This window comes from Candidatus Accumulibacter necessarius (assembly GCF_036625085.1).
This window is the reverse complement of record NZ_JAZKUM010000012.1, coordinates 92403-114323: the sequence shown is the minus strand read 5'-3', so window position 1 is coordinate 114323 and position 21921 is coordinate 92403. Positions and strand designations below refer to the sequence as shown.

Annotated in this window: 19 protein-coding genes and 4 pseudogenes; 7 read left to right on the top strand and 16 right to left on the bottom strand. The window is 62.8% G+C overall.

Annotated elements, in window-relative coordinates; genetic code table 11:
* The first annotated feature begins 70 nt into the window (after positions 1-70).
* Both waaC and waaA read left to right on the top strand, forming a co-directional pair.
* The gene (gene waaC / locus V5B44_RS23945; RefSeq protein WP_332361560.1) at positions 71-1024 is read left to right on the top strand and encodes a lipopolysaccharide heptosyltransferase I; all 954 of its coding nucleotides are present in this window, start codon (positions 71-73) and stop codon (positions 1022-1024) included.
* Positions 1024-2298, top strand: coding sequence for a lipid IV(A) 3-deoxy-D-manno-octulosonic acid transferase (gene waaA, locus V5B44_RS23940; RefSeq protein ID WP_332361558.1), 1275 nt, complete (start codon positions 1024-1026; stop codon positions 2296-2298). The genes waaC and waaA overlap by 1 nt, the downstream gene beginning before the upstream one ends.
* On the opposite strand, the gene V5B44_RS23935 is transcribed toward waaA, so the two are convergent.
* The 15 genes and pseudogenes from V5B44_RS23935 to V5B44_RS23865 form a co-directional block, all read right to left on the bottom strand.
* Entirely contained in the window at positions 2273-3622 is a 1350-nt protein-coding gene (locus tag V5B44_RS23935) for a TolC family outer membrane protein (RefSeq protein ID WP_332361555.1), read from the bottom strand. The genes waaA and V5B44_RS23935 overlap by 26 nt on opposite strands.
* Before the next feature lie 36 nt (positions 3623-3658).
* Positions 3659-4309, bottom strand: a complete 651-nt coding sequence (locus tag V5B44_RS23930) for a protein-L-isoaspartate O-methyltransferase family protein (protein WP_332361600.1) — start codon at positions 4307-4309, stop codon at positions 3659-3661.
* Positions 4310-4571: 262 nt separating this feature from the next.
* Positions 4572-4841, bottom strand: a complete 270-nt coding sequence (gene rpsT / locus V5B44_RS23925) for a 30S ribosomal protein S20 (protein ID WP_332361553.1) — start codon at positions 4839-4841, stop codon at positions 4572-4574.
* Positions 4842-5019: 178 nt separating this feature from the next.
* Positions 5020-7455 (bottom strand): tetratricopeptide repeat protein, encoded by a 2436-nt coding sequence (locus V5B44_RS23920; RefSeq protein ID WP_332361551.1) that lies wholly within the window; start codon positions 7453-7455, stop codon positions 5020-5022.
* A 324-nt stretch (positions 7456-7779) separates the two neighbouring features.
* Positions 7780-8778 carry a porin gene (locus V5B44_RS23915; protein ID WP_332361549.1) on the bottom strand — a complete coding sequence of 333 codons (999 nt, stop codon included), beginning with the start codon at positions 8776-8778 and terminating at the stop codon, positions 7780-7782.
* Positions 8779-8808: 30 nt separating this feature from the next.
* Entirely contained in the window at positions 8809-8949 is a 141-nt protein-coding gene (locus tag V5B44_RS23910) for a hypothetical protein (protein WP_332361547.1), read from the bottom strand.
* Between the two features lie 432 nt (positions 8950-9381).
* Positions 9382-9858 (bottom strand): porin, encoded by a 477-nt coding sequence (locus V5B44_RS26915; RefSeq protein WP_434735525.1) that lies wholly within the window; start codon positions 9856-9858, stop codon positions 9382-9384.
* Between the two features lie 248 nt (positions 9859-10106).
* On the bottom strand, positions 10107-10238 hold the full coding sequence (locus V5B44_RS23900) for a hypothetical protein (RefSeq protein WP_332361543.1): 132 nt from the start codon (positions 10236-10238) through the stop codon (positions 10107-10109).
* 135 nt (positions 10239-10373) lie between these two features.
* A complete protein-coding gene (locus V5B44_RS23895; RefSeq protein WP_332361541.1) occupies positions 10374-10697 on the bottom strand; it encodes a porin in 324 nt (107 codons plus the stop codon).
* Positions 10698-11063: 366 nt separating this feature from the next.
* Positions 11064-11390, bottom strand: a complete 327-nt coding sequence (locus V5B44_RS23890) for a type II toxin-antitoxin system PemK/MazF family toxin (protein WP_332361539.1) — start codon at positions 11388-11390, stop codon at positions 11064-11066.
* Positions 11377-11607 carry an addiction module antitoxin gene (locus V5B44_RS23885; RefSeq protein ID WP_332361537.1) on the bottom strand — a complete coding sequence of 77 codons (231 nt, stop codon included), beginning with the start codon at positions 11605-11607 and terminating at the stop codon, positions 11377-11379. Before V5B44_RS23885 ends, V5B44_RS23890 begins: the two co-directional genes overlap by 14 nt.
* Before the next feature lie 97 nt (positions 11608-11704).
* Positions 11705-12492: pseudogene (gene trpC / locus V5B44_RS23880) on the bottom strand (indole-3-glycerol phosphate synthase TrpC).
* 78 nt (positions 12493-12570) lie between these two features.
* Positions 12571-13173, bottom strand: a pseudogene (locus tag V5B44_RS23875) (Uma2 family endonuclease); the annotation flags it as partial.
* Positions 13124-14152 (bottom strand): annotated as a pseudogene (trpD, locus tag V5B44_RS23870) (anthranilate phosphoribosyltransferase). The pseudogenes trpD and V5B44_RS23875, both read right to left, overlap by 50 nt.
* Positions 14149-14722 (bottom strand): annotated as a pseudogene (locus V5B44_RS23865) (aminodeoxychorismate/anthranilate synthase component II). The pseudogenes trpD and V5B44_RS23865 overlap by 4 nt, the downstream one beginning before the upstream one ends.
* A gap of 471 nt (positions 14723-15193) precedes the next feature.
* On the opposite strand from V5B44_RS23865, the gene V5B44_RS23860 reads away from it, so the two are divergent.
* The 5 genes from V5B44_RS23860 to V5B44_RS23840 all read left to right on the top strand — a co-directional run bounded on the left by V5B44_RS23860 (position 15194) and on the right by V5B44_RS23840 (position 20375).
* Positions 15194-15598, top strand: a complete 405-nt coding sequence (locus tag V5B44_RS23860) for an Hsp20/alpha crystallin family protein (RefSeq protein ID WP_332361535.1) — start codon at positions 15194-15196, stop codon at positions 15596-15598.
* Positions 15599-15609: 11 nt separating this feature from the next.
* Positions 15610-17955, top strand: coding sequence for an endopeptidase La (lon, locus tag V5B44_RS23855; RefSeq protein ID WP_332361533.1), 2346 nt, complete (start codon positions 15610-15612; stop codon positions 17953-17955).
* A 96-nt stretch (positions 17956-18051) separates the two neighbouring features.
* Complete coding sequence (locus V5B44_RS23850) at positions 18052-19473, top strand: homospermidine synthase (RefSeq protein ID WP_332361531.1); 1422 nt, start codon at positions 18052-18054, stop codon at positions 19471-19473.
* Positions 19474-19637: 164 nt separating this feature from the next.
* Positions 19638-20141: a BCAM0308 family protein gene (locus tag V5B44_RS23845; RefSeq protein WP_332361529.1), complete on the top strand. Its 504-nt coding sequence runs from the start codon at positions 19638-19640 to the stop codon at positions 20139-20141.
* A gap of 69 nt (positions 20142-20210) precedes the next feature.
* Complete coding sequence (locus tag V5B44_RS23840) at positions 20211-20375, top strand: hypothetical protein (RefSeq protein WP_332361598.1); 165 nt, start codon at positions 20211-20213, stop codon at positions 20373-20375.
* A gap of 12 nt (positions 20376-20387) precedes the next feature.
* On the opposite strand, the gene trpE is transcribed toward V5B44_RS23840, so the two are convergent.
* Positions 20388-21860, bottom strand: a complete 1473-nt coding sequence (trpE, locus tag V5B44_RS23835; RefSeq protein WP_332361527.1) for an anthranilate synthase component I — start codon at positions 21858-21860, stop codon at positions 20388-20390.
* Positions 21861-21921: the final 61 nt, after the last annotated feature.

Here is a 21921-nt window from a genome sequence, read left to right as displayed (position 1 = left end):
TTGGGAGGCGGCATTATAATGCGCACTTCCCGGGCGACGACCGCCCGTCTTTCTCGCCCCTGACCCACCGATGCGCATCCTACTGGTAAAAACCTCGTCGCTCGGTGACGTAATTCACAACCTGCCGGTGGTCAGCGATCTGCACCTGAGCCTTCCCGAAGCGCAGATCGACTGGTGTGTCGAAGAAGCGTTTGCCGATATCCCGCGTCTCCATCCGGCCGTTGATCAGGTGCTTCCGGTCGCCATCCGGCGTTGGCGCAAGCAGCTCGGCAGCCCTGCCACCTGGCGCGAACTGGGCGAATTCCGCCGCCGGTTGGGCGCCACAACCTATGACTTCGTTCTCGACACGCAGGGCCTGCTGAAGAGTGCCCTGATCGCCCGCCTGGCGACGGGCAAGCGCCTCGGTTACGCGGCCGAGGCGGCGCGCGAACCGCTTGCGGCTCGTTTCTACGACGCCACCTTTGTCATACCGCACAATGTACACGCGGTTGAGCGCAACCGCTGGCTGGCGGCAGCCGCTTTCGATTACCCGGTGGATTTGCCGCTCGATTACGGGATATCGGCGCCGGCGATCGACAGCCCCTGGCTCTCGGGCGAACGTCTGATCATCCTGCTGACGGCGACCAGTCGCGACGACAAGCTTTGGGATGAAAGGCACTGGTGCACGCTTGCCCAGGCGCTGCGCGAGCGTGGACTGACACCGGTTCTCCCGGCGGGCAATGCGCTCGAACGCGGACGAGTGGAACGGATCGCTGCCGCCGTCGAGGGAGTCATTGTCGCGCCGCCGCTGACTTTGCTCCAGGTGGCTGCCCTGCTTGCCCGGGCCAGCCTGGCGATCGGGGTCGACACGGGGCTGGCGCACCTCGCCGCCGCCCTGCGCGTGCCGGTCATCGCCCTGTACATCGCGACCAATCCGGCGTTGACCGGCGTCTACGGGACCGGCTTCATTCGCAACCTCGGCGCCGCCGGTGCACCGCCGTCGGTGGCGGAGGTCCTGAGAGTCGCCGAACAGGCACTGCGCTGATGGCGCGCCTGATCTACTCGCTGCTCTTCTACCTTGCCATGCCGCTGGTCTGGCTGCGGCTGTTGTGGCGGGCACGCCGACAGCCCGAGTACCTGCAGCAACTGGGCGAGCGGCATGGCTTCTACGCACCGCATCCGGCAATGCCGCTGATCTGGCTGCACGCGGTTTCCGTTGGCGAAACGCGTGCCGCAGAGCCGCTGATCGAATCGCTGCTGCGACAATACCCGACGCACGGCCTGCTGTTGACGCACATGACGCCGACCGGCCGGTCGACCGGTCGCGAGTTGGTGGCCCGGCATCCCGGCCGGCTGACTCAGGCATACCTGCCCTACGACCTGCCCGATGCCACCGGGCGTTTTCTCGATCACTTCCAGCCACAGATCGGGCTGCTGATGGAAACCGAGCTGTGGCCAAACCTGATCGAAGCGGCCCGACGACGTCGTCTGCCCATGGCACTGATCAACGCCCGCCTGTCCGCCCGCTCGCAGCGGGGCTATCGCCGGCTGCAGCCTCTGATCGGGCCAGCGCTGGCGGCGCTGGGCGCCGTTGGAGCGCAGACGGCGGCCGACGGCGAGCGTTTACAGCAGATCGGCGCCCGCCAGGTCAGTGTCTGCGGCAACCTCAAGTTCGACGTCACGCCGCCACCAGAAAAGCTGCAGCTGGGGGCGTCGTGGCGACAACTGCTCGGTAGCCGTCCGGTCTGGCTCGCCGCCAGCACTCGCGAAGGCGAGGAAGCACTGATCCTGGACGCTTTCGCCGGGATGGACATTCCCGGCTTGCTGCTGCTTCTGGTGCCGCGCCACCCACAACGTTTCGGCGAGGTCGCCGAACTGATTGCCGAGCACCGGCTGACGGCCTGCCGAAGAAGCGAAGGGGGCCTGCCAACGAGGGACACACAGGTCTGGCTGGGCGACAGCATGGGCGAAATGGCTGCCTACTATGCGCTGGCCGACCTCTCGCTGATGGGCGGTACCCTGTTGCCGTTTGGTGGCCAGAATCTGATCGAGGCCGCCGCCTGCGGCTGCCCGGTCCTGCTCGGTCCGCACAGCTTCAACTTCGCCCTCGCAAGCGAAGATGCCATCGCCTGCGGTGCCGCGCGCCGCGTTGCCGACGCCCGCGCAGCGGCGGCCGTTGCAGGAACACTCTTCAGGCAGCCGCAGGAGCTGTCGGCCATGCGCGTTGCCGCGAGCGATTTCAGTCTGGCGCACCGCGGCGCGACGGCACGCACCGTGGCGCTGATCGCGTGCCTTATGGCGCCTCGAAAAGCGTATTGATCTGTTCGAGGTCGGGCTCGGCAAGCGAGCCGACCGACGCCTTCAGCTTCAGCTGGGCGAGCAGGGTATTGAAACGCGCCCGGGCCAGATCGCGCCGGGTGACGTAGACCTGGTTCTCGGCGTTGAGCACGTCGATGTTGATCCGCACCCCGACCTCGTAACCCAGCCGGTTTGATTCCAGCGAGCTGAGACTCGATACCAGCCCCGCCTCGAGCGCCCGGATCTCGGCGAGACCATTGACCACGCCAAGGTAGGACTGACGAGCGCCGAGCGCCGAGTTGCGCTTCTCCTTGTCGAGCGTCGCCAGCTCGGCGTCACGCCGGGCAATGGCTTCACGGGTTCTCGAGTTGACCGCGCCGCCCTGAAAGATCGGAATATTGAGCTGCAGGCCGACCTGGCGCGTCGTCGTGTCGATTTCACCGAGTCCGGACTGGCCGGGGCCATTGTTCTGGCCGTAGTTGGCCACCACATCCAGCGTTGGGTAGTGTCCGGCGCGGTTGATCTCGACCGCTTTGCCGGCCGCCTCGGCCGCCGCCTGTTGCGCCTGAACGACGAAACTGTCTCGTTCGGCGGCCTCAACCCATGGCTCCATGCTGGCCGGTTGCGGTGGCTCCATGACCGCTTTCAGCTTGAGGCGACTGAGTTCGCCAGGATCCCTGCCGATCAGTACACGTAGCGCATAACGCCTCACTTCAAGCTCGTTATCGGCAGCAATCTCCTGCGCCGTCGCCAAGTCAAAGCGGGACTGGGACTCGTAAGTATCGGTGATGGTCGCTGTGCCGACCTCGAAGTTCTTCTTCGCCTGCTCCAGCTGCTGCGCGATCGCGGTCTTGTTGGCCTGCACGGCGCGCAGGTTCTCGATCGCGACGAGTACGTCGAAGTAGGCCTGCGCGACACGCAGGATCAGGTCCTGCCCCGCCTGGGCAAAAGTCGCCTCGGTCTGCATCACCAACAGTTTCGACTGGCCGTATTGGGCGAAATTCTGCCAGCGGAACAGTGGTTGGGTCAGGTTGACGTTGTAGGCGTTGCTGTTGAACCGGTTTCGCGTGCTGCTGCTGATGCTCAGCTTATTGATTTGGGTGTCGAAGCTGGAGTCATTGGCAAAGGTGTTACCGGTAGCAGCAATTGTCGGCAGCAAACCGGCAAGCGCCTGCGGCAGCTTTTCGCGGCCGGCTTCTGCGGCCGCACGCGCCGCCGCGTACTGAGCGTCGTAGGACAGCGCCTCGCGATAGACCTGCACCAGGTCGACGGCAAACGAGGGCCCAGCAGAAAGGACTGCCGCCAGCACAAAGCTGAACCGGCCGGCGCTGAATCTCAGAGACATGAGGCTAACTCACTTGCATCGAGAGCGGATCCGGCGTCAGAAGACGAAGCTCTGACGCTTCCTGGTCGTCAGCGCCGCGACCACGGTTTCAAAGAGGTTGATCGTGTTGAACGCCTGCTCATCGGTGCGGATGATAAGCCGTGCGTCCATCACCGGTGGCTCGCCGATGAATGCTGCGAGGCGGCCGCCGATCTTCAACTGCTGCAGAAAGGCTTCGGGTAGTTCGGGCAGAGAGCCTGAGATGACGATCACGTCGTACGGTGAGTGAACAGGCCAGCCCTGTGACGCATCCCCCGTTTCCACGCTGACATTGGCGACGCCGGTCCGCTGCAGAGTGTGTCGGGCATTCTCGGCCAATTGCGGATCGATCTCGACGCTATACACATACTCGGCCTTCGAGGCCAGGAGAGCGGCCATGTAGCCGCTGCCGGTACCGACCTGAAGCACGATATCGGTGTTTCTGATTGCCACTTCCTGGAGAATCCGGGCCTCTATTTTCGGCTGCAGCATCGTCTGGCCGTTGCCGATCGGCAACTCAAGGTCAGCAAACGCCAGCGCCTTCAACGCGTCCGGAACGAAGTCTTCGCGCTTGACCACCGCCAGGATTCCCAGCACTTCGGAATCCAGCACTTCCCAGGGGCGTATCTGTTGCTCGATCATGTTGAAACGGGCCTGTTCCATATCCATCTTCACCGCAGCCATAGCATTCCTCGTCACAATGGTAATATTAGCACAATCTAATATTATTTCTCGATCGCGAGATTATACCTTGTAACGGCAGACGCTCGCTCACCGCAAACCCGATCACGGCGTGCGCTGTCGGCGCGCCAGAACCGCCAGTCGCGGGGGATACGGGGTATGGGCTGGCGGGATGGCGCGAGCGCGCAGGCACCGGCAACTGAAAGCGGCGCCCGCAGGCGCCGCTTTCAGTTGCCGGGCGGAACATGAACTAGGACACAGCCAAGCCCTTGATCTGGGCTGAAAGGCGGCTCTTATGCCGCGCGGCCTTGTTCTTGTGGATGATCTTCTTGTCGGCAATACGGTCGATCACCGACACCGACTGCAGGTAAATACTCTGGGCCGCAGCCTGATCGCCAGCCACAATGGCCTTCTGTACACGCTTGACCGCCGTGCGCAGGCTGGAGCGCAGACTGGCGTTGTGGGCGCGCTGCTTGACGGCTTGGCGGGCCCGCTTGCGGGCTTGTGCGCTATTGGCCATGGATGTGTGTCCCTATGAAAAACAGTTGATTACCTCGGAAGGCGCGGAGTATACCGACTGCTGCTCGCTGACGCAATACTTTCGGACAGTCGTGAGCGGGTCATCGAGCCACCGATCCCACATGGCGGAATCGACGCAGAAGCGGCGGAAACGGATTGCGGCCGCGGTATCCGAGCCCTCAGCGACGCGGTGCGCAAGCTTCAAGCGCCGTCGTCAGGCACTGCTCGAACGACCTGACCACATGGACATCGCCATCGACCGAGGGCGCGGCCGCCAAGACGGCGGCTCGTAGGGCTTCTTTGCGGTCCGGGTAGCGACATTCGGCGGCCAGACGGGCCGCAATCGCCACGTAGTCCTCCACCGACAAAGCGATGGTGTCTGCCAACCCTGCCTTTCGCAACAGGCCGGCAGCAAGCCGCTGCCGCATGTAGCGCCCTTCAAGGGCCACGATCGGCAGACCGCGATGCAGGGCCAGCCAGGCGGTGGTGTATCCGGAAAATCCGGTGCAGTCGAGATAGACGTCGCAGATATCGAGCAAGGCCAGAAATTTTCCCGGCGACAGCCAGGGGATTTCCACCAGATGCCGACCTGGGTCAAGACCGTGACTGCGAAATGTGGATTCAAGGCGAGCCTTGATCAGGTCAGTTGCCCACGGACAGACCGGATCCCGCAGCAGAATGAAGACGCTCGCCCCTGTGGCAACGGCAATCTTCGCGTAGCTGTCATCAGCCACGGGATCAAACTTGATTGCACGCTGCGCGATCACGAAGCGGGTGCCGTCCATCCCGGCCAAGCTTTTCTCGACTTCCGGGATCGGCTCGCCAATCAGTGGTAACGCTGAGGTGCAGCAACCCGTACCCGGCAAGCGAATCAGCCGCTCCCGATAGTGAGCGTCGGCATCCGGAGCTTCCAGCAATTCGCCGGAAAGAAACAGATCGATCGTCGCCAGACCAGTGGTGATCGGGTGTCCCCAGCTCGCCACCTGCAAGGGAGCAAGCCGCTGCGCCGCAAGAAAGTAGGCCATCGACGACATCCCGATCTCCGGGTAGAAAATGACGTCAGGGCAGTCGTTTTCGGCGGCGGCCAGCCAGCCGGCGGCATCGGTAATGGTGTGCCGATCACGCCAGCCGTCCACCTGCGAGCGAGCGAAGGCGGTTTCTCCATCCTCGGCGTTGCCAAGGTGATAAAGCAAGACCTCGAAACGGCTCCGATCCAGATGAAGCAGCAAGCCTCGCAGCACGATATTCCATACGGAATGCCAGCGTACCTGCTGCGAGACAATCACGAGCCGTATTCTCGCTCGATGCGGACGAGACGTGCAGGCCCGCGAATGCAGGCATTCACCCACGAGATCAGCGTAGCGCGAGAGCAGACCGACATGATTTCCGTCCCGGTACGCTAGGAAGAACGGCTGCTGCGCAACCGCCAGGTCGCCAGCGGCAACCTGGCGCTCAGGATCAGAATGCAGCCAACCGGCAAGCTCTTCGAGTGCGCTGGCAAAAAGCCCTGGCACGGCCGCCGCTTCTTCCACGGTCTGCGTGATGACTGGCAGATCCACCGTGGCAAGCGCCAGCCGCGCGCTGACGCGTTCGGGCTGCACTCGAAGCGCTTGCAGATAACAGTTCTTCGCCTCCCCCGAGCGGCCGAGTTCCAGCAGAACGCTGCCGAGTCGCTCATGAATCCCGGCGTTGTCCGGTTCCGTCTTCAGCGCATCGCGGTAGCACGCCTCGGCTTCGCCAAAGCGGTTTTGCTCAACAAAGAGCCGGCCCAGATTGGCGCACGCATTCGCAAGACCGGGGCTCAGCTCCAGGCAGCGACGATAGGACGCCTCGGCCTGGGCGAGGCTTCCCAGCTCCTGCAGCACATTGCCCAGGCTTTCGAGGGCCGGCACCCAGGTTGGATCGGCCTGCAAGGCGGCAAGGAAGCAGTTTTTCGCTTCATCGAGGCGCGCCGACCTGACCATAATATTGCCCAGGCAGAACTGCGCGGCAGCACCTCCCGGCGCGAGCTGCAGGGCCCGACGACAGAGGGCTTCGGCCTCACCGAGCGTACCGAGCTCGCCCAGCGTGAGTGCCAGCGAGACCAGTCCGTCAAGGGAATCGGGGACGCCTGCCAGAAAGCGACGCAGATATGCTTCCGCCTCAGCAAACCGCCCCAACATTCGTAGCGCGTCGCCAAGATTGAACTGCGCACCTGGATCCTGAGGCTGAAGTGCAAGCGCCCGGAGGAAGCTGTCTGCTGCCTCCGCCAGACGCCCACGCTGGCGGAACGCTACCCCAAGGCCGGTCTGGGCGTCGAAGTCCCGAGGTGACAGGAAGGTCGCTCGCTGCAGCGCGAGGAGACCGTCCCGCCCTTGCGCCTGCAGGGTAGCACCGAGCAGCCCCCACAAAAACCCGGACTGCGGCGAGTGCTCAAGCAGAACACGCAAGCACGATTCCAGCTCACCGAAACGCGCTGCCCTGTACATGGCCACCAGTTGCCTCGGGTGGCCCGAGACCGACGAGATCGCCGCAGCACCGCTCGGCAGCAACCTGGCGTTATTGCTGCCCAGACAGCAGTTCTTGTATTTCCTGCCACTACCACACGGACAGGGATCGTTTCTCCCACGCCCCATCGGCCGCATCTCCACGGACAGAACATCCAACGCAATGGTCTGGTGTTGCTGCTCCCCGTCGATCAGGGACAATGCAGGCGGCCGCCTCGACCGCTTGTATCATCTCAACGATAGAGCGTTCGTGGCGGGCAGCGGCCTCTGCTTCACCGAAAGATTACTGCGGCTTCTTGACCGTCATCGATCGCCAACGCGGGACAGCCCTCGCTCTGCACAGCATGTTCCGCGCCCGCCGTCCACGGATCCCGGCAACTACCAGCCAATGACCGGGCGCCAAAGAAACGGGCGCCGAAGCGCCCGTTGATTCTGCCACCGGCCGGGTTAAGGCTAGAAGCTGTGGGTTATGCCAGCGCCGACGGCGTAGTTGCTTTCGCCCCTCGCCCCGACGTCACCCGGTACAGCGATAACCTGACCAGGAACGAGGACGTGCCTGTTGTTGTTGAAATAGCTGTAGGCGCCGTATAGCGATGTGCGCTTCGACAGCGGATAGGTGTACTGGACCCCTGCGCCCCAGCTCTCACCATCCTGGACAAGGTCGCGGTCAGTCACCAGCCTGCCGTAGCTCACGCCCAAGGTGCCCGGGCCGATCGGTGCGCTCACGCCGACGGTCCATAGATCGCTGTCGTCGACACCTATAGCAACGGCGTCGTTCTTGTTGTCGAGAGCCTGGTAGCTGCCGTAGAGCTTGACCACCTTGAAATCCCAGCTACCGCCCAAATACCACTCGTTAATGTCTTTGCCCGTACCAGGTACTAGCGGAACCTCTGTACGGAAGTTCTGACGGCTTTGATACACTGCATCCAGGTTGATCGGACCATTGGCGTAATTCAAACCAAAGCCCAGTTGACCGTTGTCAGAGGTGGATATCTCTTTGTCGTTGTAGGTAACGATGGGGTCACCATTCCTGTCCTGCAGCGGTTGACCATTCGTTCTCCTCGACTCGCCGAAGCCATAAATCGCGCTGACCGTGAAGCCCGACAGGTTGTTGCTGGTATAGGTGATTGAATTATTGAAACGGGCCGGGCTGTTGGGAGTGATCGAGTAGCCGTTGAGCGCGCTCAGGCTCGACTGAATGGCCATGTCACTTGCGTCGAGTGCGTCATTCCTCGCCGTTGCGTTGAAACCCGGCGCGTACTGACGGCCAAGCGCGACGGTACCAAAGTTGCCGGCCAGCCCGACGAACTGCTGACGTGCGTTCAGCCCGCCGGTTCCGATACCCTGGTTGATGTCGGGATCAAGGCCGTACTCAAGCGTGAAAACAGCCTTCAGGCCATTGCCGAGCGCTTCTTCGCCCTTGAAACCGAGGCGATTTCCCTGCACCGACACCGGTAAGCCCGCTGAACGTGTTCCTACCGCCTAACCAGTCAAGCCGTCGGCGTTGCCTGAACTGTAAACGTAGGCCAGGTCAAGCACCCCGTACATGGTCACATTGGTCTGGGCGAGGGTAGCACCCGAAGCAAGGCCGGCAACGGCGATTGCGATCAGTTTCTTTTTCATACAGGTCAACTCCTGAAAGTTTAAGAACGCCAAAAAGGTTCTCTCCCCCAAGCTCATCCGCTAATCTAGCGAAACCGTCGGGATGATTTGAGGCAAGTTTGGCAGCTAGCGAAAGCTTAAGCAAGCCTGCTCCGCTTTGCCGGAGATGGGAGGGCGGTTTTTGTTGCACTTGTGCCACAGCGACGGCACAGCCCCTGCATACACCCGATGCGGACATTCGCTCTGTAGCTGGCAGCCGCTGAGTAGTTCCACGCCGCGGGTCTCTGGGTGGAGGAGGTCGCCAATCCCGCTTTGGAAGGAAAAATCGGCATTGCCGGCAGCCACTCTGGCGGGACCCCTTCCGTACCACCCGGCATGCCGGAGCCGCAGCGGCGGTTCGCAAAGTTGAGCATAGCCCGATGTTCGCCCACATATGGCTTTCCACCTCCTGGGTCATGCCCATACTCGTACAAAAAAACGGGCGCCGAAGCGCCCGTTTGAGGAATAGAACCGCGGAGTCGTCGCGCTAGTCGTATTAGAACGAGTGACGCACGCCAGCCGTGAAGGTGTTGTTGGTCTCGCCCGGAGCGCCAACCGTTGCTTCCAAGACGCGCCCCCAATCGGGCTGAGGGCCGCGCTGTCGTTGTCGTTCTTGGTCCAGACGTAACCGGCGTAGGCCGTCGTGCGCTTCGACAAGGCGTAGGTGCCAGCAACCATGGCGCCGTTGCTCTTGCCGTCGGTCACACCCGAATCAAAGTCAGTCTGTGCATACGCAAGATGGATACCGAAGTTGCCGACCGGCACGACCGCACCAAGCGACCAAGTGCTGTTGTCGTTGTTGAGTACGTTCTTGTCATTCTGGTCCTGATAGCTGGCCATCAGCTTGACAAACTTGAGATCGAAGCTGCCGCCGACGTACCATTCGTTGATGTCGTCACCGGTAGCACCAGCAGCATTGGCAAAGCTGTGCTAAGCGCTGTCGGATTCGGCAGTGAGGGTTACGTTCTGACGAACTTGGTAAACGGCGTCGAGGTTGAAGGCACCGGCGGCGAAATTGGCACCGACGGCGTATCTACCGTTATCAGCTGGTTGATACGGAGCGTTGTCGTTAAGGTGGTGACGAGCGGTCGCCTGTAGCGCCGGCTGGCGCGATCCTGGGCACGATGGTGACGTCACTGTTATTCTCGCCGAACGAGTAGATCGCCTTGCCTGAAGCCACCCCAGTTCGGGGTGGTGTAGGTGATCGCGTTATCCCAGCGAGCGGCGCTGTTCGGGGTGATGGTGTTGCCGTGCCTGATTGCTAAGGTCATGTAGGACTGCGATTCGAAGGCGCACCGGCCATCGGGTCATTGTTGGCGGTAGCCTGGTAGCCGGGGGAATACTGGCGACCGAGAGCGACGGTACCCCAGCGTGGCGCCAGAGACCGACGAACTGCTGACGGGCGTTCAGAGACCGCCGGAGGCTGCCGACGCCGAGTTGTTGTCGATGTTGAGCGAGTACTCCAGGGTGAAGATCGCCTTCAGGCCATTGCCCAGCGCTTCTTCACCGCGGAAACCGAGGCGCGAACCGCTCAGCAGACCCGACTGGATGCCGCTGAAGGTCGTTGCTGCCCGGGATCCGCAGGTTGCCGTTCGGCCCCCGTTGTAAGCGTCACCCGAGCTATAGACATAGCCGACATCGGCGACGCCGTACATGGTGACGTTGGTCTGGGCAAAAGCAGCGCCCGAGGCCAGGCTGGCAACTGCCAGTGCGATGAGTTTCTTTTGCATTGTGAATCTCCTCTAGGTTTGAGATCGATGAAGCCAATTGCTGCTTCACCAAACTGGACCTCTCGAAAAAGAAACGAGAAGTTGGAGCGATTCTGGCAAACGGCGATGGCCGGAGCAAGTTCCCTGTGCGCTTTCGTGATGGCGCGACGGGCATTTGTTGGTTTTTCGCAACATGCGTCGGAATTTTCACTCAGAGCCAGCGCGGCAGGGGGAGGGGCTGAAGAACGAGCAAGCCAAGCCGTTCAAGTCCCCACCTCTTGAGGGTATCCCGCCTGTCGTTGCCTTGGGAGGCAGCCTTTCTATCCGGCAATAAGTGTCGGCCTGCGGGCTCCCAGAACATCCTGAGGCCACCGCCCGCCTCTGGAATCACTTGGGCATTCCCAGGTGAACCAGAATGGCGCCCTCCAAGGCCAGCATGTCGGGCCTAGACAAAGTGCCCAACTGGCTTTTCAGGCGGGCCTTGTCGGCCGCCATGATCTGGTCGGCCATTGCTTTGCTTGGCTGTCCTCCGACGTGTACCAGCGCCTCCCCGGGATACTGGCGGCTGGCGTTGCTGGTCAACGGCACCACGACGACTCGTGCCAGGTTGCGATTCGCTGCGTCATTGCTGACGATCACGGCCGGACGCGTCTTGCGGATTTCACTGCCGACCGCTGGGTCGAACTCCACCCACCAGACCTCACCGCGCTTCATCTGCCACGTCTCCAGCAAGCGCGTTGCTCCATTCCAGAGCTTCGGCTTCGCGCTTCTTGTCGGCCGCCATTGCCCGGTAGCCTTCATCAAGGGCCGAATCCAGCAAGCATGGCCGCACCAGGTCTTCAATGAAGTGGCTGATATTGCCCCGGCCGACAACCCGGTGCAGCCCCTCATAGACGGCCTCATCAATGGAAAGGGTCAATTTTCTTTGCATTCCTGCCTCCGAACGTATTACGTGCTACGTATATTAGCTCGCATATCGCAATTTTGGCAAGCGTTGAGGCGCCAGACTTTCGTTCGTCTTGGGAAGGTCAGGAAAACAGCTCGGCCAGCGCCTCGCCCGGTTCCGCGGCGCGCATGAAGGCTTCGCCGACGAGGAAGGCATTGACGCCGTGGTCGCGCATCAACTGCACATCAGCGCTGGCGAGAATGCCGCTCTCGGTGACGACGAAGCGCTCGGCCGGGATGTAAGGCAAGAGATCAATGGTCGTCTGCAGGCTGACCTCGAAGCTGCGCAGGTTGCGGTTGTTGATGCCGATCAGCGGGGTGGCGAGCTGCAGGGCAAGATCGAGTTCCTGGCGATTGTGCACTTCGACCAGCACGGCCATGCCATGACTGGCGGCGATCGCCTCGAAATCGCGCATCGCCGGCAGGTCGAGCGCGGCGACGATCAGCAGGATGGCGTCGGCGCCCATCGCCCGGGTTTCATGGACCTGATACGCGTCCACCAGGAAATCCTTGCGCAACGCTGGCAGGCTGCAGGCGGCGCGCGCCGCCTGCAGATACGCCGGCGCGCCCTGGAAAAACTGATGGTCGGTGAGTACCGACAGACAGGCGGCGCCGTGTTGTTCATAGCTGGCGGCAACCGCCGCCGGACGGAAGTCGGAGCGCAGCACACCGCGCGACGGGCTGGCTTTCTTGATTTCGGCGATCACCGCCGGTTGTCCGGCGGCGATGCGCTCACGGATGGCGCCGAGGAAATCGCGCGGCGCCGGCTGACCTTCGGCCTGACGCGCACTTCGGCCAGCGGTCTGATCGACTTGGCGCTGGCGACTTCATCGCGCTTGACGGCGAGAATCCGGTTGAGGATGTCGCTCATGGCTGAGCGGTCGCCGTCGGGGTCTCCGCGGCAAAGTCCCTCGCGGGTGTCTTCGAGCAACGCTTCCACCGGCAGGTGCAGACCGAGCGACGCCAGCTCGACCCGATCTTCCGGGCCGTAGTCGTAAAGGACCCAGCGATTCTCGACGTCGCGGCGAAAGACCTCAATCCGCTGCGCCGCCAGGTCGACCAGAACGTAGTCCTGCAGACTTTCCAGCTTGCGATAGGCGGCGAACTTGCGGCCGCGATCGAAGGCTGCGGTCGACTCGGAGAGGACTTCGGCGACCAGCAGCGGATGGCTGACGTAATCCGGCGTCAGACGGTCACGTGGATCGCAGGTGACGACGACATCGGGATAGAAGAAGCAATCGGCGGCTTCAACGCGCGTCTTGACGGCTTCGACGAAGACGCGGCACGGACTGCCCTTGAGTTCACTGACGCAGCAGCTGGCGAGGTTGAGCGTCGCGAGATTGTGTGACTGTCGTACACGCCAACCATGGCGAAAACCTCGCCGGCGATGATATTCGTGACGTTCTTCCTGCGCCTCCTCCCACGCAAGGTAAGCGGCAGCGTCGAAGGGTCTCTTCAAGCATTGGCAGGGCCATGCCGTATCTCCCAGGCGAGGCAGTAGATCAAGCCGAAATGCGCTGCGTGAAAGCAACGAACTGATCGAGCCTGGCACGTGCCGCGCCCGAGGCGATGACCCTCGAAGGCCTGGTCGACGCCGTCGGCCAGCGTCGCCGCCAGACCGCTGACATAGATGCTGGCGCCGGCGTTGAGTGCGACGATGTCACGCGCCGCGCCACCCCGGTCGGCGAGCGCAGCCAGCAACATCGCTTTTCGACTCCTCGACGTTGGCCACACGCAGAACTCGCGGGTCGTGTACCGGCAGATTGAAGTGCTCCGGGTGGATCGTGTACTCCTCGACGCGGCCGTCCTTCAGCTCGCCGACCAGGGTTTCGCCGGAGATCGAGATCTCGTCGAGACCTTCACGGCCAAAAACCGAGAGCGCATGCGAACTGCCGAGCCGCTGCAGAACACGCACCTGGATGCCGACCAGGTCGGGGTGGAAGACGCCGAGCACCTGATTGGCGGCGTTGGCCGGGTTGGTCAACGGACCGAGGATGTTGAACAGGGTGCGCACACCGAGTTCGCGGCGCACCGGACCGGCGTGCTTCATGGCGCTGTGGTGGTTGGGGGCGAACATGAAACCGACGCCGACTTCGCCGATGCTCTCGGCGACCTGTTCCGGCGTCAGGTTGATGGTTGACGCCGAGCGCCTCGAGAACGTCGGCACTACCCGACTGCGACGAAACCGAGCGTCCACCATGTTTGGCAACGCGTGCGCCGGCAGCGGCGGCCACGAACATCGCGGCGGTCGAGATGTTGAAGGTCTGCGCGCCGTCACCGCCGGTGCCGCAGGTATCGACGAGGTGGGCGCCGTCCTTGACCAGCACCTTGATCGACAGCTCGCGCATGACCTGCGCCGCCGCGGCAATCTCACCGATGGTCTCCTTTTTCACACGCAGGCCGACGATGATCGCCGCAATCATCACCGGCGTGACTTCGCCGCCCATGATCTGACGCATCAGCGACACCATCTCGTCGTGAAAGATTTCGCGGTGCTCGATCACCCGCGCCAGGGCGTCCTGGGGTGTCATTGGCGGTGCTCCTCAAGGAAATTCTTCAGCAGATCGTGACCACGCTCGGTGAGGATCGATTCCGGGTGGAACTGCACGCCCTCGACCGTCAGTGTTTTGTGGCGCAGGCCCATGATCTCGCCATCGTCGGTCCACGCGGTAACCTCCAGGCAGTCCGGCAAGGACGCGCGTTCGACGGCCAGCGAGTGATAGCGGGTGCAGGTCAATGGACTGGGCAGACCGCGGAAGACGCCCTGCTCGGTGTGGTGTACCGGCGATACCTTGCCGTGCATCAGGCGCTGCGCATGGACAACCTGGCCTCCGAAAGCCTCACCGATCGCCTGATGGCCCAGACATACCCCGAGCAACGGAATCCTGCCGGCAAACTCGCGAATCGCCGCCAGAGAGATGCCGGCCTGCGCCGGCGCGCAGGGACCCGGAGAGATCACCAGCAAGTCCGGCTGCAGGCGAGCGATCTCGTGCAATCGAGATGGCATCGTTGCGGAACACCCTGACGTCCTGCCCCAGCTCGCCGAAGTACTGCACGAGGTTGTAAGTGAAGGAGTCATAGTTGTCGATCATCAGCAGCATATGGCGGCTATCCTGTCTTTCTTGTCACACGCTGCCGGCAAACTCGCGGATTCTGTGCGCTTCCTGGTCCTGATTGCCGGCTGGCCGGAGAAGCGCTCAATACCGGGCACCGGCACAATTGGCCATTATCGCGCGTGATACAAGCCGGCTCAAGTTTGGCGATGGTTTTCGCGCTGATATCGACGTCGAGCGGCCCGACGCAAGAGCACAGATCCTGCCGCAGTCTCCACTCCACCGTGCTGCAGGTCGAACTCCCTGCCCCGATGCTGATGGACCAGCTTGTGTGGTCGGACGCCCCTGCCGCCCTACTCTGCCTGCCGAGTGCCCCTGGGATGACCCCGTCCGGATCACCAGCCGAAGTCCAGGATGATCGGTATGTGCAAGTGCTTCGCCTATGGAATCCGCCGCGCAGCGCTATACTGTTGGGGTGACGCCGAAGCCGGCGCCGTTTGGTGGCAAAGGATGCAGCCAATGAGACCTCGTGACCGGAGCTTCTGGATGTGGGCTGAGGCGCTTGAGCTTCTGCAGGGCGCAGAGCAAGTACAGCGTCGTTTTTTTTCCCTCGAAAGCGTGCACTCGGTGCCCTGCTGGGAGCCGGCGGTCGATCTGTATGAGAGTGGCGAGGAACTCAGGCTGCTGGTCGCGCTACCGGGCGTCAGCTCGCGGCAATGCGAAGTCGTTCTCGATGATGCCGGTCTGGTGGTGCGTGGCCAGCGGCCGATGCCGTCGGTACTCCATCGGGCAGCCATCCACCGCCTCGAGATTCCTTACGGGCGGTTCGAGCGCCGGATTCCGCTACCGCCGGGCAACTACCGCTTGCACGAGCAGTTTCTTGAGGACGGCTGCCTGGTGCTCGTCCTGCGCCGCTTCCAGTGAAGGACCGGAGCATGCGCCCTGACAGGACTGACGGTGGCGTCTTCGTGATCCCGGACGACGCAATGATCATCGTGCCGATGCGCAACGTCGTTCTCTTTCCGGGCATGATCCTGCCGCTGACCATCGGCCGCGAGCAATCGATCCTGGCAGCCCAACAGGCCGTGAAGACGGAGCGTCCGGTGGGCATCCTCCTGCAGCGTGATGCCGCGATAGAAGTGCCGACTCCGGATGAACTTTGTCTGGTCGGGACGGTGGCCAACATTCTCCGCTACGTGACCCTGCCGGACAACACGCACGTCATTGTCTGCCAGGGGCTGCAGCGATTCCGGATCGCCGAGTACCTGCCCGGGTATCCTTTTCCAGTGGCACGCGTCGGGCGGATCGAGGAGCCGGAGGTGACTGACAGCCAGATTGAAGCCAGGATGATCCAGCTCCGCGAGCGTGCGCTCGAAGTCCTGCAGTATCTGCCGCAGGTCTCACAGGAGCTGCTCGGCGCCGTGAAGAGCATCGGCCAGCCAGCGGCACTGGCCGACCTGGTGGCCAGTGTCACCGAACTGAAGTTGACCGATCGACAGAGGGTCCTCGAAACAGTGGATCTGACGCGACGGCTCGATGTCGTGCTCGATTGCCTGCTCGGTCGCCTGGAGGTGCTGCGGCTTTCACGCGAGCTCGACGAGCGCACCAAGGCCAGCATCGACCAGCGCCAGCGCGAATACCTCTTGCGCGAACAGTTGAAGTCTATCCAGAAGGAACTGGGCGAGGGCGAAACCGGCAACAGTATAGAGATCGAGGCGCTGCGCAAGTGCGTCGCCGACGCCGGAATGCCCGAGGAGGTGGCGGCACAGGCCAACAAGGAACTGAAGCGCCTGGAGCGCATGTCGGACGGTTCCGGGGAGTACTCGATGGTACGCGCGTATCTCGACTGGCTGGTCGAGTTGCCATGGAGAGCGCCGGAACCGGATCGCATCGAAATCGCTGAAGCGCGACGCATCCTCCAGGCAGATCACTTTGGCCTCGACCAGGTCAAGAAGCGCATCATCGAGTTCCTTGCCGTGCGCAAGCTCAACCCGACCGGTCACGGACCCATTCTGTGCTTTGTCGGACCGCCTGGGGTCGGCAAGACGTCGCTTGGCCAGTCGATCGCCCGGGCGCTCGGGCGCAAGTTCGTTCGCGCCTCGCTGGGCGGCGTGCACGATGAAGCCGAGATTCGCGGCCATCGACGGACCTATATCGGTGCCTTGCCCGGCAACATCATTCAGGCCATTCGCAAGGCTGGATCGAGGGGCTGCGTGATGATGCTTGACGAGATCGACAAGCTGGGCGCAAGCATGCAGGGCGACCCCTCGGCGGCGCTGCTCGAAGTGCTTGATCCGGAGCAGAACGATACCTTCCGCGACAACTATCTCGCCTTGCCTTACGACCTGTCCCGCATGCTGTTCATCACCACGGCCAATGTGCTGGATAACATCCCGGGGCCCCTGCGTGACCGCATGGAGATCATCCAGCTACCCGGCTACACCCAGGAGGAGAAACTGGAGATTGCTCGGCGCTATCTGGTCGGACGCCAGATGACCCAGAACGGCCTCAAGGAAGGGCAGATCGAGTTTTCGCAGGTAGCGCTGCAGGCGATCATTCGCGATTACACGCGCGAAGCCGGTGTGCGCTCGCTCGAGCGGGAGATTGGCGCGGTGTGCCGGCGCGTCGCAGTGGACATTGCCGAGGGCGCGATACAGTCGATGACAGTCGACGAGGGCGATCTGGCCCGGATACTTGGACCGGGCAAGTACGATAACGAAGTCGCGCTGCGCACCGGCCTCGCCGGCGTGGCCACGGGACTGGCGTGGACGCCGGTTGGTGGTGACATCCTGTTCATCGAAGCCAGCCGCACGGCGGGCGACGGCAAGCTGATCCTGACCGGGCAACTCGGCGAGGTGATGAAGGAGTCGGCACAGGCTGCGCTCACGCTGGTGAAAACGCGTGCGGCCCGCCTCGGCATCGATGCCGGCAGCTTCGACAGGAGCAATGTCCATGTGCACGTGCCGGCGGGGGCGATCCCGAAGGATGGTCCGAGTGCCGGGGTGGCGATGTTCATTGCGCTGGCATCGCTTTTCGTCGACCGCCCGGTCCGCAACGACACCGCGATGACCGGCGAGATCAGCCTGCGCGGACTCGTCCTGCCGGTGGGCGGAATCAAGGACAAGGTGCTCGCCGCGATGCGTGCCGGGATTCAGCGGGTGCTGTTGCCGGCGAGAAACCGCCGGGACCTCGAGGAAGTGCCGGCGGAGGCAAAGGAGCGACTCGAGTTCGTTTTCCTGGAGAACGTGGATGACGCGGTGCACAATGCCATGCCGAAATGATGCAGCGGGCTGCGCTGGACTCGGCGCCGCCGCGTGTCTGCAGATCAGGGAAAGCGCAGCTGACAGGCACGCGCCTGGTTTCTCGGGGGATTGAGGATGGCGGCGCATACAACGTATGTCAACTTGCCCGCTCGCCTGATCGTCATTGGCTTCGGCTGCGTCGGGCAGGGACTCCTGCCCCTGCTGCTGCGACATATTGGCATGGCGCCGGCGGCAATCACGATCGTCTCCGCCGACGATGCTGGCCGGCAGGTGGCGGCCGGGTATGGCATCCGCTTCATCAGCAAGGCGTTGCTGCCAGACAACTACCGGCAGGTGCTCGATCCGCTGGTGGGGCGCGGCGACTTCGTGCTGAATGTCTCGGTCGACGTTGGCTCGGTGGCGTTGATCCGCTACGCCCGCGAAAAGGGTGCGCTCTACCTGGATACCAGCATCGAGCCGTGGCCTGGTGGCTACAGCAATCCGGCCGTACCGGCGGCGGCGCGGACCAACTACGCGTTGCGCGAGGAGGCACTGGCGCTGCGCAAGGGCCAGTCCGCTTCGCCAACGGCAGTGCTGACGCATGGCGCCAATCCGGGCCTGGTGTCGCACTTCGTCAAGCGGGCCTTGTTGAATGTTGCCGCCGCTACAGGGCTGGCCGCCAGCCCGCGCGAGACGCGCGAGGGCTGGGCGGCTCTGAGCGGCTCCCTGGGCGTGCGGACGATCCACATTGCGGAGCGCGACACGCAGGTGTCCACGCTCCGCAAGCAGACGAACGAGTTCGTCAATACCTGGTCGGTCGCGGGCTTCATCAGTGAGGCGCAGCAACCCTGCGAACTGGGCTGGGGTTCGCACGAGCGGCATTTCCCGAATGACGGGAAGCGACATCAGACCGGCTCGCAGGCGGCGATCTATCTGACCCGGCCAGGCTGTGCCACGCGCGTGCGTACCTGGACACCGCGTGCCGGGCCTTTCCACGGCTTTGCCATCACGCATGGCGAGTCGATTTCGATTGCCGACTACCTGACTCTTCGCCAGGGTGGTCAGGTAGTCTATCGACCGACGGTGCACTATGCCTATCACCCCTGCGACGACGCGCTGCTGTCGGCGCATGAGTTCTGTGGCCGGAACTACGTCGAGCAGGAAAAGAAACGCATCCTGATGGACGAGATCTCGTCTGGCGGCATCGATGAGCTTGGGGTACTGCTGGCGGGCCACCGCAAGAACGCGTACTGGTATGGCTCGCAACTGAGCGTCGATGACGCCAGGCGGCTGGCGCCGCACAACAGCGCGACCACCCTGCAGGTGACCTCGGCGGCGTTGGCCGGAATGATCTGGGCGATCGAGAATCCCGAGCGCGGGGTGATCGAGCCGGACGAGATGGATTTCGAACGGGTCCTCGAGATCTGCATGCCCTATCTCGGGCCCCTGGTGGGCGTCTACACCGACTGGACGCCACTGGCCGGCCGCGCGCGCCTTTTCCCGGAAGAGACCGACGAATCCGATCCCTGGCAGTTCAGGAACGTCAGAGTTTCTTGATTTTCCCTGCACAAGTGCTTTCGACGACCTATGATGGATCTGTAGTCCGCTCGTTGCCGGCCTCAGCTGGCGCTGCGCCCAGTCCGGGGAAGACAGGCAGCGGGAGGGGATTGCTCGACAGGGCTTGCGTGTCGCCGATGCGACTTCTTTCAAGGGAGTTTGTCATGAGTAGCAGATCAATTCCTCCCGGTTTTCATCCGGCTCGCCGTGATCGCCTGCTGCAGGAAGCAGAGCACGATAGCTACAAGACCCGGGGGAAGCTTCCCGACCCGACCATCTGTACGCATTGCGGGGCCGTCTTTCGCGGTGGGCGTTGGCAATGGGGCGTCATGGCCCCAGCCGACGCGCATCGGGCCAGCTGCCCAGCCTGCTGGCGTGTGCAGGATCATTACCCGGCAGGGTTTGTTTTCCTTGAGGGAGATTTCCTGTTGGCTCACCGCGAGGAGATCGGACATCTGGTCCGCAACGAGGCCGAGCGTCAGCGAGCCGAGCACCCTTTGAAGCGGGTGATGGCGATCGACGAATCGGAGACCGGGCTGCGGGTGAGCACCACCGACATCCACCTCGCACGGGCGATTGGCGAAGCCGTCCACCATGCCTATCAGGGCGAACTTGAATTCCACTACAACCCGGAAGAGGCCTTGTTGCGCGTTCATTGGTCACGGTAGTGCGCAGGCAGCGACGGGGAGCAGACTGGCCACAACCGCAATGCCCGCTGCGACCGCGCGCAGACAGTACTGATCGAGCAACTCAAGCCGGGGGGAACACTTGTGATACCGCTTGGCAGGCAGCACTTCGGACAGGATCTGTTGACGATCCGCAAGGACGCTCAAGGCCGGACTGAAGAACGGCGGATTCTGCCGGCCGCTTTCGTGCCTTCCACCGGATCCGCGGAGGAGTGATCGGCTACAGGCTCAAAAGCGTGTGTCGAGACCGTGTTCGGCCAGTTCGGCCGCACGCAGCACGGCGAGGGCCTTGTTCTGCGTTTCCTGCCACTCGGCAGCCGGGTCGGAATCGGCGACGACACCGGCACCAGCCTGCACATGCAGCTGGCCGTCCTTGACGATGGCCGTACGGATCGCGATCGCCAGATCCATATCCCCATTGAAGCCGAGGTAACCGACCGCACCGGCGTAGATGCCGCGCTTGACCGGTTCAAGTTCGTCGATGATCTCCATCGCCCGCACCTTTGGCGCGCCGGAGACGGTTCCGGCGGGAAAAGTGGCCTTGAGCACATCAAGCGCGTCAAACTCGGGCCGCAGCCTGGCCTCGACATTCGAAACGATGTGCATCACGTGCGAGTAACGCTCGACGATCATGTTTTCGGTCAGTTTGATGGTACCAACGCGGGCGACGCGGCCAGCATCGTTGCGACCAAGGTCGAGAAGCTGGACGTGCTCTGCACGCTCCTTTTCGTCGGCCAGCAACTCGGCGGCGAGTGCCTGGTCTTCGTCGAAAGAGACACCCCGCCGACGGGTGCCGGCGATCGGCCGCACGGTCACGGTGTCGCCTTCAAGGCGGACAAGGATTTCCGGTGAGGCGCCAACGACGTGGAAGTCCTCGAAGTCGAAATAGAACATGTACGGCGACGGATTCAGCGAGCGCAACGAGCGGTACAGCGCCATCGGGCTGGCCACCAGCGGCTTGCTCATGCGCTGTGACAGGACGACCTGCATGATGTCGCCCTCGGTGATGTAGCGCTTGGCCTTGATCACCGCCTGTCGGAACTGTGCCTCGCCAAACATCGAAGTCGCCGGTTGCGAAGAGCGCGGAGTCTCGGGCGGAATGGCGACCGACTCGCGCAGCCTGACCAGCAGTTCCCTCAGCCGGGTCTGAGCCTTCTGGTAGGCGCCGGGAACCCCGGGCTCAGCATAGACCACCAGCGTCAGTTTGCCCGAAAGGTTGTCGACCACCGCAATTTCCTCGGAAAGCAGCAGGACGATGTCGGGAACTCCGAGATCATCCGCTTTCTGCGAGCGCGTCAGCCTGGTTTCGATATAGCGGACGGTGTCATACCCGAAACAGCCGACCAGCCCACCGCAGAACCGCGGTAAGCCGGTGGTTGGAGCGGCGCGAAAGCGCTTCATGTACTTGCCGATGAAGTCGAGCGGGTTGGTATCGTCTTCACGTTCGGCAATGCGATTGCCGTTCAGCACCAGCACCTGATGCGCATTGATGACGATCCGGGTCGGACTGGCAAGACCGATAATCGAGTAACGACCAAAGCGCTCGCCGCCCTGCACTGATTCCAGGAGATAGCTGTAGGGGTTGTTGGCCAGCTTCAGATAGATCGACAGCGGCGTGTCGAGATCAGCGAAGGTTTCGAGTGTCACCGGGATACGATTGTAGCCTTCGGCGGCCAAACGATTGAAATAGGCTTCGGTCATCGGAACTCCACAAGAAAGCACTGCGAGAACGGATGTGCGCCCTGCCAATGACACACCCGGG